At 56.6% G+C, this 18,207-nt stretch carries 20 protein-coding genes; 10 read left to right on the top strand and 10 right to left on the bottom strand.

Going from position 1 to position 18,207, the window contains the following annotated elements; all coding sequences use genetic code 11:
• Positions 1–615 carry an energy-coupling factor ABC transporter permease gene (locus IG193_RS02555; protein ID WP_192819334.1) on the bottom strand — a complete coding sequence of 205 codons (615 nt, stop codon included), beginning with the start codon at positions 613–615 and terminating at the stop codon, positions 1–3.
• 118 nt (positions 616–733) lie between these two features.
• Between IG193_RS02555 and IG193_RS02550 the strand changes: the two genes are divergently transcribed.
• The gene (locus IG193_RS02550) at positions 734–1,630 is read left to right on the top strand and encodes a UbiA family prenyltransferase (protein WP_192819333.1); all 897 of its coding nucleotides are present in this window, start codon (positions 734–736) and stop codon (positions 1,628–1,630) included.
• A 27-nt stretch (positions 1,631–1,657) separates the two neighbouring features.
• Here the strand turns inward: IG193_RS02550 and IG193_RS02545 are convergent, their stop codons facing one another.
• Both IG193_RS02545 and IG193_RS02540 read right to left on the bottom strand, forming a co-directional pair.
• Entirely contained in the window at positions 1,658–2,509 is an 852-nt protein-coding gene (locus IG193_RS02545; RefSeq protein WP_192819332.1) for a protoheme IX farnesyltransferase, read from the bottom strand.
• 42 nt (positions 2,510–2,551) lie between these two features.
• Positions 2,552–3,412, bottom strand: coding sequence for a hypothetical protein (locus tag IG193_RS02540; RefSeq protein WP_192819331.1), 861 nt, complete (start codon positions 3,410–3,412; stop codon positions 2,552–2,554).
• On the opposite strand from IG193_RS02540, the gene IG193_RS02535 reads away from it, so the two are divergent.
• Entirely contained in the window at positions 3,396–4,541 is a 1,146-nt protein-coding gene (locus tag IG193_RS02535; RefSeq protein WP_192819330.1) for an MFS transporter, read from the top strand. The genes IG193_RS02540 and IG193_RS02535 overlap by 17 nt on opposite strands.
• On the opposite strand, the gene IG193_RS02530 is transcribed toward IG193_RS02535, so the two are convergent.
• Positions 4,525–5,325 (bottom strand): NAD+ synthase, encoded by an 801-nt coding sequence (locus tag IG193_RS02530; RefSeq protein ID WP_192819329.1) that lies wholly within the window; start codon positions 5,323–5,325, stop codon positions 4,525–4,527. The two genes, IG193_RS02535 and IG193_RS02530, sit on opposite strands and share 17 nt — an antisense overlap.
• A gap of 55 nt (positions 5,326–5,380) precedes the next feature.
• Here IG193_RS02530 and IG193_RS02525 point away from each other — a divergent pair, with 55 nt between their 5' ends.
• Complete coding sequence (locus tag IG193_RS02525) at positions 5,381–5,656, top strand: hypothetical protein (protein WP_192819328.1); 276 nt, start codon at positions 5,381–5,383, stop codon at positions 5,654–5,656.
• Between the two features lie 57 nt (positions 5,657–5,713).
• Positions 5,714–6,991 (top strand): alkaline phosphatase family protein, encoded by a 1,278-nt coding sequence (locus IG193_RS02520; protein ID WP_192819327.1) that lies wholly within the window; start codon positions 5,714–5,716, stop codon positions 6,989–6,991.
• Here IG193_RS02520 and IG193_RS02515 read toward each other — a convergent pair.
• A complete protein-coding gene (locus IG193_RS02515; protein ID WP_192819326.1) occupies positions 6,988–7,800 on the bottom strand; it encodes a hypothetical protein in 813 nt (270 codons plus the stop codon). The two genes, IG193_RS02520 and IG193_RS02515, sit on opposite strands and share 4 nt — an antisense overlap.
• 41 nt (positions 7,801–7,841) lie before the next feature.
• The gene (locus tag IG193_RS02510; protein ID WP_192819325.1) at positions 7,842–8,423 is read right to left on the bottom strand and encodes a DUF998 domain-containing protein; all 582 of its coding nucleotides are present in this window, start codon (positions 8,421–8,423) and stop codon (positions 7,842–7,844) included.
• Between the two features lie 68 nt (positions 8,424–8,491).
• On the opposite strand from IG193_RS02510, the gene IG193_RS02505 reads away from it, so the two are divergent.
• Genes IG193_RS02505 through IG193_RS02485 form a run of 5 tightly spaced genes read left to right on the top strand, consistent with a single transcriptional unit; the run spans position 8,492 to position 13,606 of the window.
• A complete protein-coding gene (locus IG193_RS02505) occupies positions 8,492–9,226 on the top strand; it encodes a hypothetical protein (protein ID WP_225876109.1) in 735 nt (244 codons plus the stop codon).
• Positions 9,227–9,282: 56 nt separating this feature from the next.
• Positions 9,283–10,116, top strand: coding sequence for a pantoate kinase (locus tag IG193_RS02500; protein ID WP_192819324.1), 834 nt, complete (start codon positions 9,283–9,285; stop codon positions 10,114–10,116).
• Positions 10,117–10,162: 46 nt separating this feature from the next.
• On the top strand, positions 10,163–10,444 hold the full coding sequence (locus tag IG193_RS02495) for an acylphosphatase (RefSeq protein ID WP_192819323.1): 282 nt from the start codon (positions 10,163–10,165) through the stop codon (positions 10,442–10,444).
• 7 nt (positions 10,445–10,451) lie between these two features.
• Positions 10,452–11,651, top strand: coding sequence for a molybdopterin molybdotransferase MoeA (locus tag IG193_RS02490; RefSeq protein ID WP_192819322.1), 1,200 nt, complete (start codon positions 10,452–10,454; stop codon positions 11,649–11,651).
• A complete protein-coding gene (locus tag IG193_RS02485; protein ID WP_192819321.1) occupies positions 11,651–13,606 on the top strand; it encodes a molybdopterin biosynthesis protein in 1,956 nt (651 codons plus the stop codon). Before IG193_RS02490 ends, IG193_RS02485 begins: the two co-directional genes overlap by 1 nt.
• Here the strand turns inward: IG193_RS02485 and IG193_RS02480 are convergent.
• The 4 genes from IG193_RS02480 to pstS form a co-directional block, all read right to left on the bottom strand.
• A complete protein-coding gene (locus tag IG193_RS02480) occupies positions 13,603–14,370 on the bottom strand; it encodes a phosphate ABC transporter ATP-binding protein (RefSeq protein WP_192819320.1) in 768 nt (255 codons plus the stop codon). The genes IG193_RS02485 and IG193_RS02480 overlap by 4 nt on opposite strands.
• The gene (locus IG193_RS02475) at positions 14,370–15,209 is read right to left on the bottom strand and encodes a PstA family ABC transporter permease (RefSeq protein ID WP_192819319.1); all 840 of its coding nucleotides are present in this window, start codon (positions 15,207–15,209) and stop codon (positions 14,370–14,372) included. Before IG193_RS02475 ends, IG193_RS02480 begins: the two co-directional genes overlap by 1 nt.
• A complete protein-coding gene (locus IG193_RS02470; protein ID WP_218042166.1) occupies positions 15,206–16,087 on the bottom strand; it encodes a PstC family ABC transporter permease in 882 nt (293 codons plus the stop codon). The genes IG193_RS02475 and IG193_RS02470 overlap by 4 nt, the downstream gene beginning before the upstream one ends.
• Before the next feature lie 76 nt (positions 16,088–16,163).
• A complete protein-coding gene (gene pstS / locus IG193_RS02465; RefSeq protein WP_192819317.1) occupies positions 16,164–17,276 on the bottom strand; it encodes a phosphate ABC transporter substrate-binding protein PstS in 1,113 nt (370 codons plus the stop codon).
• A 117-nt stretch (positions 17,277–17,393) separates the two neighbouring features.
• On the opposite strand from pstS, the gene IG193_RS02460 reads away from it, so the two are divergent.
• Positions 17,394–18,173: a KaiC domain-containing protein gene (locus tag IG193_RS02460; protein ID WP_218042165.1), complete on the top strand. Its 780-nt coding sequence runs from the start codon at positions 17,394–17,396 to the stop codon at positions 18,171–18,173.
• Positions 18,174–18,207: the final 34 nt, after the last annotated feature.

The raw sequence follows: 18,207 nt of genomic DNA, 5'->3' as shown, positions 1-18,207 counted from the left end.
TCACCCCTTCACTAGCTCCGGGTGCCTGGACTTGAGGTACGAGTAGACGCCTGCCGTTATAGCCCCCTCGACCACCCCAAGCAGGGCGTGCCAGCCGCCCATCACTGGCACTGTAACGCTGAGCCCGTAGAGGAAAGCTGACGACAGGCCCAGCTCGACTCCGGCCACTAACCCGGCTAGAGTAATGCTTAGCCAGCCTGCGAGGAAGTTCGCGAGAGTTCTATACTTGTCGGGGAAGGCCCTGTAGACAGCGTAGCCGGCGAGGACGGCTACAATCGCCATGTTCAGTACGTTCGCGCCGAGCGTTGTTATACCCCCGTCGTGGAATACTAGCGCCTGAACAACCAGGACGAGTGTAAGGGTTAGGTAGCCGAGCCAGGGCCCCATTAGTATAGCGGTAAGAGCTCCTCCCACCAGATGCAGGGAAGTGCCGCCCGGGATAGGCCAGTTCAGCATCTGCGCCACGAATACCGCTGCAGCCATGACCGGCAAGAGGGTCTTTGTCTCCTCAGGGGCCGCGCGAGCCTTCTTCACGGCGACGAAGCCGAAAGCCAGGGAAACTGCATAGGTCACAGCACACGTTACTGGGTCGAGGTACCCGTCAGGTATATGCATTTGGATCGCTAGCTATTACCCCAGGAGGTATTTATACATTATGCAAATAATACACAAAGGTATTCTAGTATTACAAGAAAAAAGCTTTAAGGAACAGCGACATTTCCTCCTGATCCACATGCCGCGGCTGAAAGACTGGTTCATGGCCACTAGGCCCTGGTCATTCGTGCTCACAGTAATCTCTATAACTGCCGCCACGGCCTACACTTACTTCCTGACGCAGACGGTCAATTTCCCGTTCTATGTCGCGACGCTTATAGGAGTCATCCTGCTGCACGCCTCTGCGAATGTATTGAATGACTACTACGACACCCTGCGGGGAGTAGACATCCCTGGAGCACCTACGACGATGTACAGGCCACACCCCCTCATAACGGGCTTCACAACCCCCCAGGGCCTGAGAAACTTCGGCCTATCATTGCTCGCCGGGGGCCTACTCGTAGCCTTTATACTCGCGGTGTACAGGACGCTAGTAGTAGTCTTGCTGGCTCTCTCTGGAGTGCTTTTCCTCATAGGCTACTCGGGACCACCGGGGTTCAAGTACAAGTCTCTCGGCGAACTAGCAGTCTTCCTCAGCTGGGGTCCCTTAATGTGGCTTGGAACATTCTACGTGCAGACGGGCTACCTTGACTACAGGCCTATCCTGGCGAGCGTGCCGGTGGGGCTTCTCGTTGCGGCCGTGCTCACTGCCAATAACTTGAGGGACATTGAGTTCGATAAGAGCAGGGGTGCAATAACGCTCGAGGTTGTTCTCGGGAGGGACAGGGGCCTCAAGTTCTTCGAGTACTTCGAGGTCTACACTGCTTACGTGGTTCTAGCGATCCTAGCTCTGACTCGTGTTATACCCCTACTCTCGCTACTGTCATTCTTGACCCTACCCCAGGCGGTCAAGCTCGTGAATACCTTCAAGCGGGAAATACCACCAGTAGCTGATCCCATGACAGCACAACTCGTACAGAACTTCGGCCTTCTCATGGTAGCAGGCATAATCCTCGGGGGAATACTACACGTCTAAATCCCTTTTTATTTTTAAATATCGTATTTACTTTAAAACCATAAGCAGGAAAACAGCGCCCATGAACATGTTAACAGTCTTGAAAGCCTTGTAAGACCACTTGCCGTACTCGCCGCTACGGAGAGCCTTCACCAGGTAAGATACAGGTAGGGCTAGTACTGCTAGCGACACCACGAGGCCGACTAGCGAGAGCACACCCACGGCCCAAATGCCCGTCGTCACTGCGGCCACTAAGAGAAGTGCTACGAGCGAGCCTAGGACTCCAGCTCTCTCCCCCTTCACCACGGGTAACATCGGCACTCCAGCCCTCTTGTAGTCTTCGACATAGTACGTGGCTAGCGTCCATATGTGCACATTGCTCCAGATTGCAACGAGCAGCAGGAGTAGAATTCCCGGGATGCCCGGTGAGCCAGTCGCACCGGCCCAGCCCCCGAGCGCGGGCATCCCGCCGGCAAACCCCCCGAATACTGTGCTGAAGGGGCTCCGGCGCTTCAACAGGTAGGTGTAGAGTAGGATGTCTATGAGAAACCCTAGAACGCCCGCTACGAAGACCCAGGCGTTGACCATGAGAGCCAGTAAGAGGCCGGGGACGAGCACTGCTAAGCTGAGCAGGCTCCCCCTCTTCTTGTCGAGCCTACCGGAAGGTATGGGCCTGTTCCTTGTCCTGAACATCTTAGAGTCTATGTCGGCGTCGAGAACCATGTTAAAGCCGGTCGTCCCGATGACGGTGAGGAATATCGAGAGCACGGTGAAAGCAAAAGCAACTGCATCTACCCTCATGTTGGCGCCTACGAGGAACGCGAAAACCCCCGTCCACAGTAGCAGGAGGCTCTGTTTAATCTTGAAGAAGTCGGCGGCTAATCTGAATGCTTCTCTCATAGCATTTATCTATCTATCACCACAAATTAGATAAAAATATTGTCAGATCCCTGGGGGAGCCACTTGTACGTCCTCGTTGAAGTTGAAAACAGCGTACTCGACGCTACAGGAGCCTTCTGCACCCTTAAAGACTAGGATTATTCTTGAAGGGACTCTGTCCATCAGGAGAATTATCCCCGAATAGTGGCTAGGAGCTCCGGCTCTAGAGCCGGCCAGGCCAGACACGTCGTTGAACACGTTTAGACAGAGAGGGTTACAAGTCCCGCTAAACAGTACTCTAGCCTCGGTGCCGCTCTTACTCAGGACTTTCTCCTCCGCGGACAGAGCTAGGTCGATTAGCCTGACGAGGATGGTGTCCTCAACTCTCCAACCCCCTCCGCGACTAACCCAGGCGCCCTCCATGTTCACGAACGACGCGCTCCTATTGGCGTAGAAGAGGTAGGCCTGCGGAGTACCGTGCCTCGGCATGATCGTGACACTTGTCAAGAGCTTGTGTTCTTTGAGGCTGACATTTCCAGCGACGAGGGCAGAGCCGTCGGAGCAGTTAACTCCCTCCCTGAACCTCCACCCACGTGATTCCAGAACACGGTTCCTAGCGTCAGCCAAGATAGCGTGGGGGGCCTCAGAGTACCCGGTAAAGAACAGTAGGAAGTAAGCCGTTAGTAGTGCGGTCGCCAGTAGCAATAGAGCCTCCCTAGAGTAACGCATCCAGCTCATTTCTATCTGTCCAGAGTAAATAAAGTTTAAGTGCAGAGTACTACTTACCCAGCTCTTGAGAGCACCCATGGCGTGCAGGCTATCCTCGATCTCGAACTCGCTAAGGAGGATCCCGAGGAACATCTGGGTTCTCGCGACTGGGTGGCTCTTCTGGTCACCTGTCCAGGCGATGACGGGGCCGTACATACAGTTATACCTCAGCAGGCTTGGAGCTATGCCAGAAGACCTCTCGCTGGTACAGTCTCTGCAGCAGTACGGCAACGCTCTATCACGCGTAGTAGGGGGCTACTTCACCGACAGGCACGGCCGGAAGAAGATCATATGGGTGGGCACCATGCTGGTCTCAGCGACCTACTTACTCATGGCTCTGGTCTCGGACTGGAGGCTGTACGCAGTCATCTCAAGCGTAAACAGTTTCTCGCTCTTCTACCAGCCCGCACTTGAGAGCATACGGGCAGACTCTGTCGCTCTAGACGCCAGGGGGAGGATATATGCTTTCATCCAGTTCCTCAGTGGTCTAACGTCCTCGCTTGCTCCACTCGGCGGCGCTGCAGTCGTGAATGCTCTGGGTCTGGTCGACGGAGTTAGGCTAGGCTTCATACTCAGCGGGCTAGTCGGCTTCGCGATTGCAGTGGCTAGGCTCAAGTACCTGGAGGAGACCCTCCCCTCCAACAATGCTGAGGGCTTCCTAGAGGCTTACCGCGAGGCGTTGAAGCTCATAAAGAGCAGCATAGCAAGCATGCTCGTCGTCGACGTCCTCCTCAACCTCGTAGGAGCGATGACGTTCCTCGACAACTACTACATGTTCTACTACCTCGGAGTCGATAAAACAGCCCTCGGAGTTTTAGCAACTGTCGGGGGGCTGACGGGCCTGCTCTTCACCCTACCCGCAGGATTTGTAGTCGATAAGTACGGGAGGGGCCTTGCGCTAACATGGGGGTACATCCTGGGGACGCTAAACCTACTCATATTCGTCCTCACGCCGCCGAAAACTCGCGCCACACTCCCCCTCCTGCTCCTCTCAGCGGTCATAGGGTCTATAGGAGGCCCCCTCTACGGACTGGCCCACGACTCGCTCCGCGCAGACTTAGTGCCTAAGGAGTACAGGGGCAGGGTTTTCGCGCTCCTAGGAATACCCCCGGCTATCGCCTGGAGCGCTGGTGCGATGATTGGCGGCTGGATGTACAGCGCCCTTGGCCCCCAAATACCTTTTATAGCTAGCCTGGCGCTGAGGATACTCCTAGCACCACTACTTATCGCGTTATTCAAGGATATGACCCGGCTTATCGACGAGCAACTCAGAGATAACGGATAGCTGGCCTTATAATGGGAGGAGGTTCACGCTTGTGAGTGCTTTTCCTGTGCATCTCGACGATCTTATCGACGATACTCCGTTCAATCCCGGCAACCTTGCTGACTTCTCCAGGCTCCAAGCCCACGTCGAACAGCCAGTAAAGAACCTCGTCAATAACCTCGTAGCTAATCCCCAACTCCTTCTCGGCCTCGTGTCCGGGCCATAGGCGTGGGCTGCTTGGCTTCAGGGCTATCCTCTCCGGCAGGCCCAGGTGGAGTGCCAGTTGCCTGACGTATGTCTTGTAGAGCCCGCCGATAGGCAGGACGTCTACGCCGCCGTCACCGTACTTTGTGAAGTAGCCTATGAGGATCTCGCTCCTGTCCCCCGTGCCTACCACGAGGCTACCGTACCTGTAGGCGCGTTGGTGGAGGACAGCCATCCTGACGCGCGCTGCGAGGTTGCCTCTCTCAACGTTCGTCATCCCCCCGAGAGCCCTGTCAAAGCTGCCTAGAATTGGCTCGATGTCGATAAGCTCGACGTTCTTCTCAGGAACGCCAGCTCTCTTTGCTACGAGGAATGCGTCTTCTATGTCGCTCTTTGGCGTTGATGCACTGGGCATTACTATCACGCGGACGTTTTCCGGGCCGAGAGCCTGGGAAGCTAGCACGGCAACAACCGCGCTGTCAACGCCCCCACTCACCCCCACTACGCCGCCACGCTTACCAGCGATCTCGAAAACGTACTTCCTGAGACCACTCACTATTGATTGCCGGGCTAGTTCGAGGTCTATCTTCGGGAGCGCCACTCTATATCACGGAATCCTTAAAATACCGCTTCAGATATAAGGGTTCCGGGATTAAATGCTCATAAACAAGGAGAAGCTCTTTTCGTTTACGAGGCACAGCGGGCTCTATTCGGTCGAGGAGAGCGGGGATAGGGTGACGATAACATTCTCCTCTGTAGTTTTAGAGGAGCTCCTCGGAGAGAACACCGAGATAGTCGTGTCGGGGCGAGTTGTGGGCGAGAACGTAGACATAGACCGCGTGTTTATCGGGAGAGCTGGCGTGAGGGAGGAGGTAGACCCTAAAGTGCTTGAAGGGTGGCTCAAGTACATAGAGTCGACGGAGCGCAGGTAGTGTACTAAGGCCATTTAACACGCACACAATATAATCTTGCTGACCGAGGTATAGCACGTGAAGCTCGTCTACCTAGTCCTCGACGGGGTAGCCGACAGGCCGGGCGACGGCCCAACGTCTCTCGAGCTGTCGAGCCACCCGGCACTCGACGAGCTCGCCAAGAGGTCTAAAGCAGGGCTGATGTATACCATTGGAAAAGGCGTAGCCCCGGAGAGCGATGCCGCTGTAATCTCCATACTGGGCTACAACCCCCACGAGGAGTATACGGGCCGCGGCCCCCTCGAGGCTGTAGGGGCTGGGCTGAGCATAAGAGAGGGCTACGAAGTAGCGTTCAGGGCAAACTTCGCTACCATAGACCCCGACACCAGGAGGATCGTCGACAGGAGGTGTGGGCGCAACCTCACGAGCGAGGAGGCGCGCGAGCTGGCAAGAGCCCTTGACGGGGCCGAGCTGGGGGTGTACAACGCTTACGCCAGGGTAGTTGCCACGGTGGGCCACAGGGCAGTCGTAGTAATCGGGAGCAGGGATTTCAGGCTGAGCGACGCGGTCGAGAACACAGATCCAGCGTACTCCAAGCAGGGCTACGTCTCGGTCGCAAAGCCCACATTCGAGCCATTTGTTGCGCGGGCAAGGCCCCTAGAGGACACGGAAGAGGCCAGGAGGACAGCGGAGCTCGTAAACGCGTTTACCGAGCTGTCGATATCCGTCCTCCGCGACCACTCCGTAAACGTCAAGAGGTCAAAGGAAGGCAAGCTACCAGCTAACGCTATCCTACTTCGGGACTCGGGCGGCAGGCTCCCGAGGCTACAGCCGATAAGCGAGAAGTTCGGCTTGAGCTTCGGGGCTGTCGCGGAAATGCCCGTAGAGATCGGGATAGCGCGCGTGCTCAAAATGGACGTCGAGGCTGTGCCGCCGCCGACGGGGGACAAGAAGTCGGACTACAGAGTGAGGCTTGAGGCCACGAAAAAACTCCTCGAGAAGAGCGACGCAGTATACGTGCACTTGAAGGGGCCAGACGAGCCAGGCCACGACGGAGACCTCAAGGCCAAGGTCGAGAGCGTAGAGGCGATAGACGCCTACTACGTGTCCCCCCTGCTGGACCTCATAGAAGGCGAAGACATAGCAGTCATCGTGACTGCAGACCACGCCACACCCTACACCAGGAAGTCGCACACAGACGACCCAGTGCCACTCATACTCTACTCGCCAAACCTGCACCACGACGGCGTTGAAAGGTTCACTGAGAAGGAGTGCTCGAAGGGTAGCCTCGGCGTATTCCAGCACGGGTGGGAAATGCTTCCAAAAATCCTCGAAGTCCTACGCGGGGGACGCTAGAGCCTCCTCTCAACGTGGATCTCGCAGTACGGGTCGCCGCGTCTAACGCACTTGGTCTCCGTTACAGCCACGGCACCGTAGGGCGCCTTCCACACGCCAGCCATGAAACCGGCGAGGAGGCCCCTCGTAGCGAGTTCCGCCTCGACACTGCTACCCTCTAGGACTTTAGCCTCCAGGCCGTCGTACACGCGGAACACGGCCTTATTGCCGGAGAAGCCCCTAAACTCCAGGACGCCGAAACCATTCAACCTGAACAGCTCGGTGAACAGCGCTACTTGGTTCTCGACTCTAGACGCGAGCTTACTGACCCAGTTCTCGAAGACCGCCCACCCACCCTGGTAGAACACGTAGAAGAGGATACCCCCAAACCCGTTGCCTAGCTTCTCGAACCCCGCTACAATGAGGGTTCTAAAGACGTCCTCGCTTATAACCACGACCCTTCTCCCCCAGAAAAAGAGAGGGTGACTCCAGACGTCGAGGGCAACCCCGTCGAAGAGCGGCGGAGCATACCTGACCTCTACTACGTGCTTCAACGACATCAAGTCCCTGTGAATTACTTTTACGAGGTGCTCGGAGCCAGCAAGGTCTGCCGACAAGAGGACTCTTATTTCCTCACCTTTTACCGGGGCAGAGACCTTCAACGCGAGGATGTTTAAACCATAAGACTTGAAGACTCCGAGTATCTGGTAGAGAACCTCCGGAGTGTCTATCGACTCCGGGAGAAGAGTTATTTCGAAAAAGTACGGTTTCCCCTTCTCGGCAACAACAACCCTACCAATGTTATACTTTCTAAAATTTCTCGAGTTCACAGTTAAAATATACAACATGCTGTATATATATATTACCTTTTTTACAAGGTATTACTAAGTAAAAGTAGTGCTCCTGCAAGGATGAAAAAGGCACCTGCAAGCTCGAGTATCGCGATGCTCGGCCAGCCGATAGTGGCTTCTACTAGCAGTGCGAGCGGCATGGGGAGCACCCCGAGGAGTAGGAGGGCTATGCCGTGAACAAGCTTCTTTTCGAGTAGCAAGCCAACACCAAGCACAGCCATGCCCATGAAACTCTGAACGTAGAACCACGACGAGACGAACACGTGAGGCCTAGTTCCGCTCGGGTAGACTCCTATAAGAGCTAGGAAGACTCCAGCCATGAATAGAAGCCCCGATGCAAACGACACGACTCTGGACTTTGACAGGCCTAGCAGTCCGATTGAGAACATGCAGAAGAGCACGCCTGCTACGATCAACGCTGAGTTGAAGATCCACGGGGCACGAGCCTTAGGGCCTCCTAGGTCGCTGAATGCGTCCTTGTAGAGGCTCCACCAGGGGTTTAGCTGTGACGACAGCAATACACCTGCCGAGAATACGGCGAAAGCTAATGGTCCTGCGAGCAGCAAGAGCCGTGAAACCCTGTACAATTTCGCCGGCACCATGGCATGGAATAGTGTCTGTTTAGCCTGTTAAACTTAACTTTCTTAAACATAGCCGGCTTTCCCGCCGTGTGGGGAGCAAGCCTAAATCCCTCGTGCTGTCCCTTGTAGTTATAAATGCAACGCTCTACGCTGTACTGGGGTACTTGACCTTCCTGGGGGTCTTCGCCCCGGTAGTAGGGACTGTGAGGTTCTGGCCTAGCGTCTTCATACCGGCAGTATTCGCCATAGCTTTCTCACCGCTGATCGGCGGGCTCGGCGCGGCTATAGGCATATTCATCAGCGACATGCTAATACACGGCAACGCCCTGCTAAGCCTCAGTGTAGGCGTCCCAGCAAACTTCCTAGGCTTCTACGCTGTCGGCTTGACTTACAGGCGCGTCAAGAGCACACGCATCGCCATAGCCCTTGTCTCGGCCGAAATTCTGCTGGCAACTCTACTCCTAGCTCTCTCCTTGCAGTACAACATGGTTGACTGGAACTTCTTCTACGCTGCGGTAATCGCCATTATCGCCACGCTCGGCTTAACCCTCTCCTTCGCACTGTTACTCAGGGGCGAGGCCTTCAGAGTGGTTTTCGCCGGCTCGACCGGGCTTATGCTCGGGTCAGTGATAATCGGCGTAGGAGTATGGCTCTTCAGCCAGTACCTTACTCTGCCAACAGGCCAGAAAGCCCTGCCAGCCTGGGCTGCTCTAGTCTGGTTCCTCTGGACGTACCTCACGGAAATACCGTTCATCGCGCTACTCGCACCCCCTCTCGTAAGCGTCTTGAAGAGAGTCGGCTTCACTTGGGGTGACAGTAACTGAAGTGCGCTAAGGCTTGGAGCCCTGCAGGGCTCTCAGCGCTATTCGAAGCACACATCGTGGAAGGCGACCCTTTAAGGTCAGGTGCTAGAGGCGCCGGTTTAGCGCTTGAGAAAGGAGTGACCGTCGAAGTTTGTATCGGAGATGACGGAGTAGAAAACTACCTCAACGGCGTTAAGGGAGACTACGAGGTAGCTAGGAGGGCGGCTATCGAAGTAGCTAGGCTCGCGGCCTACACCGGCGGCTTCTCCATCAGGCAGACTGTAGACGTCCCCATAGGCGGAGGACTTGGGACGAGCGGGGCAAGCGCCCTCGCCACCGTCCTGGCAACAGCAGCCCTTCTGGGGGTAAAACTAAGCTACACCAAGCTGGCTAGGATAGCCCACAAAGTCGAGGTTGAGTCTGGCACTGGCCTTGGAACAGTCTCAGGCCTGGTGGTCGGAGGAGCATGCGTAGTCCTGGAGCCCGGCCCCCCGGGCTCTGATAGAGTAGACAGGATAATCGTAGACCAGGATCACGTGGTTGTTGTGGGTTTCTTCGGGCCGATAAAGAAGAGTAGCGCGCTCAGGTCTGCAAGCTTGGCAGATATAAATAGGAGGGGCAGGCTCTACGTAGAGGCCCTCGCGAGAGACACAACGATCGAAAACCTTTTGGATTTCTCGAAGAAATTCTCGCTTGAGACGGGGCTCGCAACGCCTAACGTGAGGAGGGCGTATGCAGTGCTGGAGAGCAAAGGCTTCCCGCACGCGGGCCAGGCCATGGTCGGCGACACGGTTTTCACAGTCCTACCCAGTGGAGAGGCCGACAGCGTAGCTACTCTCCTCGAAGAGATGGGCGCGCGAGCAGTCACTTCTCGTATATCCTGGAGGCCCGCGGTTCTCCTGCAAGCCTAACATAACCGATAAATTCTCCTCGAACCTCTAGAGGTTGGTGTGGGGCTTGGCTCGGCTTGTTAGAGCACACATCTATGTATCTGGGCTCGTGCAGGGCGTGTTTTTCAGAGCCTCAATGCAGGAGGTCGCGAGGAGCCTTGGGGTCACGGGATGGGTTAGGAACTTGCCCGACGGGAGAGTTGAGGCAGTTCTCGAAGGCGAGGAGGACAAAGTCCTAGAGGTCATAGAGTGGGCTCGGCGCGGCCCGCCTCTGGCCAGAGTTGAGGAAGTCAGAGTTGAGTGGGAGGAGTATAGAGGGGAGTTCCGGGACTTTTACATCAGGAGGTGACCCTCCTTTGAGAGAGCTACACAGCGTACACGTGGTTCTACGCGAAGTTCAGAAGTACTTGAAGCCCCCAGCAGAGGTCGGAGTTCCCGTGGAGAGCTCTCTGGGGCTCTACTCTGCCGAGACTGTGCTCTCGACGTTTAAACTGCCTCCCAGGCCGAAGAGCGTTGTAGACGGCTACGCGCTGCGCGCGTCTGACGTGGAGCCGGCGTCCCCCAGCTCGCCCGTCCCACTCAGGCTACTCGAGGGCATTCTCAGGCCTACGGTCAACTACCCCCTTAGCATAGGCCCGGGTGAAGCCGTCAGAATCGAGACAGGTGCTCTGCTGCCCGAGGGCGCGGATGCTGCTGTCCCGCTGGAAGACACCTTCGAGGAAGGCGGTAGGGTCTACGTCCTAAAACGTGTCTCGGTTTACGAGAACGTCTCCCTACCCGGCGAAGAGTACGACGAGGGCCTGACAATAATCAGGAGGGGGGAGAGGGTAAAACCCCAGTCTATAGCCGGCCTGATCCTTGAGGGGAGGTCGAGGATTAAGGTATTCGACACTTCCGTCAGAATACTAAACGTTGGCGACGAGATAGTATCCGGGACTTTCTTTAGACCGTTTACACACTTCTTTGTCAAGAGCTGGTTCGAGCAGCACGGTTTCAGGGTAGAGGGTCTATCTCTGGCCCGAGACGACGTGGGAGAGATTCGGGAGTGGTTGGAGGGCGGGGAGGCCTATATTAGCGTGTTGCTCGGGGGCACCTCCATGGGAGGCCATGACTTTACAGTGAAGGCGTTAGAGAGCCTAGACCCCGAGTACATCGTCCACGGCTTTGCGGTTCAACCCGGCAAGACGGCCTGCCTGGCCGTGAGGGAAGGGAGGCCTATAGTGGCCATGAGCGGGCTACCCGTGGCGGCGATGTCGACGCTCGAGGTCGTGGTGAAGCCCCTGCTCCGCTCGCTGGGTCTAGAAGTGCCGGAGTACCCCAAGGTCAAGGCAGTACTAACTAGGAGGGTTACTGTCAAGATGGGGGTTGTGGGCTTCGTGAGAGTGAGAGTCTACAGGTGTGGCGGGGGGCTCTGCGCGGAGCCCCTGATGGTGGGGGGCTCAGGGTCGCTTACAAGCCTGTTGCGGGGCAACGGCTTCGTGGTTGTTCCCGAGGGCGTGGAGGGGTACGAGGAGGGCGAGGAGGTTGAAGTCTACCTGTACAGGGGTGTGGAGTAGTGGAGGGTAGGAAGATATACAGGAATCTCGTCCCGGTAGACGAAGTCCTCAGGGTGCTGGAGTCGTACAGGAGGCTAGAGCCCCTAGGAGAGGAGGAGCTGCCACTCGTGGAAGCCGTGGGTAGAGTGCTGAGCAGGAATGTGTACTCGCCTGTAGACTACCCCCCGTACACGCGGGCGCTTGTCGACGGCTTCGCGGTTATAAGTGCGGATCTCGTGGGCGTTTACGAGGACAGACCCCGTACCCTGAGACTCGTCGGAAAGATCGCGACGGGGGAGACGAAGCTCCTGAAGATTGATAAGGGCGAGACCGTCGAGGTATCGACTGGCGCCGTTGTACCCTACCCTGCAGACGCAGTAGTCCCCGTCGAGTACACGCACTCTTCCAGCGGCCAGGTAACATTCTACAGGAGCGTGTCGCACGGAGAGAACGTCGATGTTGCGGGCTCGGATGTGGCGCTTGGCGAGATACTAGCGTGGAAGGGCGACGTCGTGACGCCGCTCCTGGTGTCTGTCCTCGCGGCCACAGGAGTCGACAGGGTCTGGGTGTACAGGCAGGTCAGGGTCGGCATAGTCCCTACGGGCAACGAGATAAGACCTCTTGGGGAGCGCCTAGAGTACGGGCAGATCTACGACTCAAACTCCTACATGGTCTACAGCTTCATGAAGCTCCTAGGGGCGAGGCCGAAGATATACGAGAAGGCGCTGGACGACCCCAAGATGATAGAGGAGTACGTTCACAGAGCGCTGGAGGAGAACGACGTCGTAGTGACTATCGGGGGTACAAGTGCAGGCCTAGAGGACTACACTTACCGCGCACTAGCGAAGCTGGATCCAGGCATAATTATACACGGTGTCCGGGAGAAGCCGGGGCGCCCGCTTGTCGTGGCCCTCCACAGGGACAAGATAGTCTTGGGCCTACCGGGCTTCCCGATGTCATGCCTGCAAACAGTGTACCTGTACTTGATCCCTATAGTCTCGAAACTCCAGGGCATGCGTGCCCCACCCGTGAAAACAGTAAAGGCCGAAGTGGCCCTGCCGGTAAGGGGGGAGCCGGGGATACGCGTATTTGTACCAGCAGTAGTCACGAGCGACAGAGAGGTTCTTAGAGCATTCCCGTTGCCCGGGCACAGCGGGCGCGTCTCGTCCGTAGCGCTTTTCGACGGCTTCATAGTTGTACGGGAAAACGAGGAGTTCAAGCCGCAGGGATCCACCGCAGAAGTCATGCTCAATCCGTTTGCTAGGCAGTATGCAGTGAATGTTATAGGGAGCCACGACCCCCTGCTACAGGACATGGTCAAGGACGTAATAGGCGAGGCTGCTAGGCTCGTTAACATCGGGAGCACTGGCGGTCTACAGGCTGTCAAGAGCGGGATAGCAGACCTCGCGGGAACCCATCTCCTGGATCCCCAGACAGGCGAGTACAACATTTCTTACGTAAAAGCTTACGGCATCAGGGACGCTGTCCTAGTGAGGGGCTTCCTCCGGGAGCAGGGCTTCGTATTCAGAAGGGATTTAGGCCAGGTAGACTCGGTCTGGGACGTAGTCGAGCGGGATCTGCACTTCGTGAACCGCAATCCTGGGAGTGGGACTAGGGTGCTGATCGACAAGATGCTAGAGGAAGAGGCCAGAAAGAGAGGCATGCCTGTTGACGAGTTGAAGACGGGACTAAGGGGCTACACGTTTGAAGTAAAGACGCACGAGGCTGTGGCATACCTTGTAGCCAGGGGTGTCGTGGACGTGGGGGTGGCTATAAGGCTCGTAGCCGAGAAATACAATCTCGGTTTTAGGAGCCTTGCGTGGGAGAGGTACGACGTACTGGTGAGCAAGAAATCGCTGAAGAAACCGGAGGTCGTGGCCCTAGTTGAGAGGATTAAGGGCCTATCTCAGGCAGACCTTGGCAGTTACCCAGGCTACAGGGTAGACGGGGAGACGGGGCGAGAAATAGAGTTCTAAAAGGCCGCCCTTGCCTCAAGAACTAGGTTGTTAATCAGTTCCTGGTAGGGCGTCGAGAGCACTGCACTAATAGACCCCTCTCTGACTACTCTACCCATGAAGAGGATAGCGCCCCTGCTCGCGACTCTCTCGGCCTGGCCAGGGTCATGGGTCACGATGACTATAGTTATCTCTCTGGAGAGTTCTCTAATGACCTCCTCGATTCTCCTGGCGTTCACTGGGTCAAGGCTCGCTGTAGGCTCGTCCATGAGCAACACTTGAGGCCTGAGGGCAAGTGCCCTCGCGATGCAGAGCCTCTGCTGCTGTCCTCCGCTCAGCGTTGAGGCAGGCTCTCGGAGCCTGTCCCTCACTTCCTCCCAGAGCGAGGCCTTCTCGAGAGCCCACTTCACGAGCCTCTCTAGCTCTCTCCCCTTGGCCAACCCATGCATCTTGGGGCCTATTGCCACATTATTGAATATACTTAAGTGCGGGAATGGGTTTGGGGTCTGGAAGACCATCCCGGTTAAACGCGAGAGCCTGTCGGGGCTCATGGAGTCCCCGTAGACGTCCAGGCCCAGAAGCTCGACTCTCCCAGACACACGTGCCCCAGGCCTTAGCAGTATAAGGCGGTTTATTGTTCTGAGGAGGGTTGACTTCCCGCATCCAGACGGCCCCATGATCGCGTAGACAGAGTTTCGCGGGACTTCCAAGTTCACGTTATAGAGAACCTGCTTAGCACCATACCACACGTTCACGTCGCGGAGCCTGATTGCAACCTCTCCCATCAGAACCTCACCCGCCCGGCAAGCCTCCTAGTAGCGTAGGATAGAACTACTGAAGACACCAGCAGGATGCTCGCGGCTGTCCAGGCGAGAGCTCTGTAGTTCTCGTAGGGGGTCACGCTAAACCTGTAGATAGCCAGTGACAGGGTGTTTGAAGGCCCCGTGAGGCCGTAGAACCCGTACAGTGCGAAACCCGCCGTCAACAGTACGGGCGCCGTCTCCCCCAGAGCCTTCATAAGCCCTAGCAGGATCCCGGATAGCACGCCCGGCCTAGCCATCGGAACCAGTATTAGCCAGACAGTCTTCCACCTAGGTAACCCCAGAGAATACGCCGCCTCCCTGTAGTCGGGGGGTATCGAGTTTATCGCCTCGCGAACCTGGGTCACGATGAAGGGCAGGATGGCTATAGCCAGGCTGGTAGCCCCCGCGAGCGCAGAGTAGCTCTTCATCGGTACGCATATGACGCTGAAGACGAAGAGCCCGATAACGATCGTAGGTATCTCGGACAGCATGTACACGACGAGCGAGAGGACGCTCGGGAGTAAACCTTCACGGGTCTCGCTGAGGTACACGCCCACCACTACGCCGAGTGGAGCGGCCAAGAATAGGGCGAGGCCCGCTACGAAGAGCGTGCCGACTAGGATGGGGCCGATGCCCCCGAGCTCGCCGCCGGGCGGGCCTGGGGGCGCTACCAGTACTTTAATCCCCTCCGAGACAAATGCGGTGGTGGCTCTCGCCAGCGACACGGCAGCAATATGCGTGACGCTGGAGAGGAAGGTGAGAGTTGCGAGAGACGCGAATACTAGGAACGCCCTGTCTAGCAGGAGCCTCCCGATCCTCATTTTCCACCACCCCTACTGACAAAGCCTACAAGCTTCATGCCAGCGAGTATGAACACTGCGTTCATCAACAGCATCACTAGCGCGGCGCCGTGTAATGCGCTCAGCATGTGGCCGTAGAGCGGCGCCTCTGTGGCATAGTTTACAATGAGGCTCGAAACAGTGATGCCCGGCTCGAAGGGGTTTAAAGGCGCGTTGAAAGAGTTGCCGACAACAAGGCTAACGGCAGTGGTCTCGCCCACGCACTTGCCGAAGCTCAGTAGAATCGTGCCGGCGAAAGCTCCTCGGACAAACCCCCAGCTCACCGCGAACCTCTCGAAGCCGTTTGCCCCGAGACTGTAGAGGGCCTCCCGGTAGGTGAACGGTATAGACCTGTATGCCTCGCCTATGATTAGGGAGGCATAAGGCGCGTTCATGACAGCCAGGACAACAGCGCCCGTCATGATAGACTGGCCCGTAGGCGAGCCCCCCTGGAACAGCGAGGAGGCCATGTTCCTGACCACTGGGGCGACAGCATCCAGCCCCCACAGGCCGTAGACGACTGTTGGCAGAGCCGCAGCGTAGAAGATCAGGCCTTGGAGGGCCTCGCCCAGCCTAGCAGGGAGGTACTCGAGGGTGAACGCAACGAATCCTAGCGAGAGTAGGGAGAGAATAAGCGTGGCGAGAGCCGACACGTACAGCGTCCCAAGTAAGGCGGGAAGGATCCCGTAGGAACCGCTCTGCGGATCCCATGCTGATGTCAGTACAAACCGGACGCCTTCCTCCAGGATTATCGGCGCGGAACCGATCGCAAGAGTGGCTGTAATACCAGCTAAAATAGCTATAACGGCTAGGGCGAAGGGCAGCGACGTTACGGTGAACTTATCCACAGCCACCCTCATACTTCGCTACAAGAAACCTATAGAGAAATATATACTTTTCCTCCAAAATATGTAGAAAGAATATTAAATATATAGTCTATGGTTTAGCCAGCGACTCGGCTACAGCAATGCCCACATCCCTGAACACTTTGCCTATAGGGGCGTACCCCTCAGCAATGTTCACTCTCTCCTGCCCCTCCGTGAACACCCACTTTAAAAAGAGTGACAGCGCCTCAGCCTTTTCCGGGGGGTAGGCATCCCGGAACTTGACGATCACATAGCTTACGGAGACAATGGGGTAGGCACCGCTCACTCTGACGTTGAGAGTTTTATCTAGGATGTCGACGCTACTGACATCGCCTGAGGGGTCGAAGCTGACACTTGCACTCTCGACAGCTCTCAGGACAGACTCCAGGCTAGGCGTTACGAACTCTCCTACCGCGTTCTCCAGCGCAAACACACCCAGACCTCTGGCGTACGCAAGCTCGACGTAGCCGAGTGAGTATGGAGTGTTTCTCACTGTTTGGGCTACGCCGGGATTGCCCTGAGCGCCGATGCCCCTCCCAATCCTGTCGAGCGGCCACTGCACGGTTAGGCCCGACCCAATCCTGTCCCTCCACTCGGCCGAGATCTTGGACAGGAACCTGGTGAAGACATACGTTGTCCCGCTTGCATCGCTCCTGTGCACAAAGATTATCTTCGCGTGGGGGAGCTTGACGCTCGGGTTTAGATCCGCTATGCGGGGGTCGTCCCAGTGCTCTATCCTCCCGAGAAGGATATCGACGAGAACATTCTGTGTCAGCCTGAGCGTTACATTACCGGCCTCTGGGACGTTGTAGATGATTGCAATCCCGCCGGCAACCCATGGTAGCTGGTAGACTTTGCCGTATAAGCTCTTTGCTCTCTCCCAGTCGTCTGTTTTCAGGGGGACATCGCTGCATGCAAAGTCTACGACTCCCTGAAGGAAGTCTGATAGTCCCTTGCCGCTACCACCCCCCGCGTACTCTATTTTGATGCCTGGATACTTCCTGCTGAATGCAATAACCCACTTGTTTACCTGCTCCTGCGGGAACGTGGCGCCACTACCGGTGAGCAGGACAGGTTGCTTGGCACCCGAGCCCCAACTAAGTAGTAAATATAGCGAGAGGGCGGCAACTGCCAGCACTACCGTAAACAGTAGGACTTTCCACATACTACTCGTGGCTCTCACGGGATCGAAACTAAATACCTCTAAATAAATATTTCACTTACTATAGAGAGAAATATAGGTGTGGGAGGGGAAGCAATACATTTTTAGACAAAGCCCGGGGTTTCTAGACTGAGGAACTTGGAGAGATTGTCTACCGGGATCAGAGGCCTCGACGAGATACTTGCCGGCGGCGTACCCGAGGGCTTCTTCGTCGCACTAGTGGGGATGCCGGGTACTGGTAAGACTATTGCGTGTCTTCACTTTATAAACGCTGGCCTCGCCCTGGGCGAGAAGGCCATATACGTGACGACAGAGGAGAGCAGGGAAAGCATAATACGCCAGGCGGCGCAGTTCGGCATGGACTTCGAGAAAGCTGTGCGGGAGGGCAGGCTGATAATAATAGATGCTCTAATGCGTGCGTCGAGCGACGAGTGGAACCTCAACCTTGTTACAGTCGAAGAGATGCTGGACAAGGTGATAGAGGCGAAGAAGAGGCTTGGGCTGAAGGCGAGGAGGCTCGTTATAGACTCTATGAGCGCGTTCTGGCTAAGGGCCCCTGTGAAGGCCCGTGAGGAGAGCTATACAGTCAAGAGGATACTGGCGAAGTGGAACCTGACGGTGTACGCTACATCCCAGTACGCAATTACCACTGGCGGGGCATTCGGGTGGGGCCTCGAGCACATCGCGGACGGCATTATACACTTCAAGCGCCGCATAATAAACGGCGTCCTTACCAGGTACATTATCGTGGAGAAGATGAGGCAGACCCCCCACGACCTCCGGGCATGGGAGATCGCCATAATCGACGGCAAGGGGCTAGTCCTCTTGAACCCCCTGACGCGTAGGCTGGAGGACGAGGCCCTGCCAGAGAAGGTCTCCAGGAGGATTAAGAAGGTCTTGAGCGGGGAGGGCCAGTAAACTATTCACTCTCCCGGCAGGAGGGGCAGCTAGC

Origin of the sequence: Infirmifilum lucidum (genome assembly GCF_014876775.1) — an archaeon.
GTDB classification, from domain to species: domain Archaea; phylum Thermoproteota; class Thermoprotei; order Thermofilales; family Thermofilaceae; genus Thermofilum; species Thermofilum lucidum.
The sequence above is the reverse complement of the archived record's forward strand: the minus strand, read 5'-3'. Positions and strand labels throughout refer to the sequence as shown.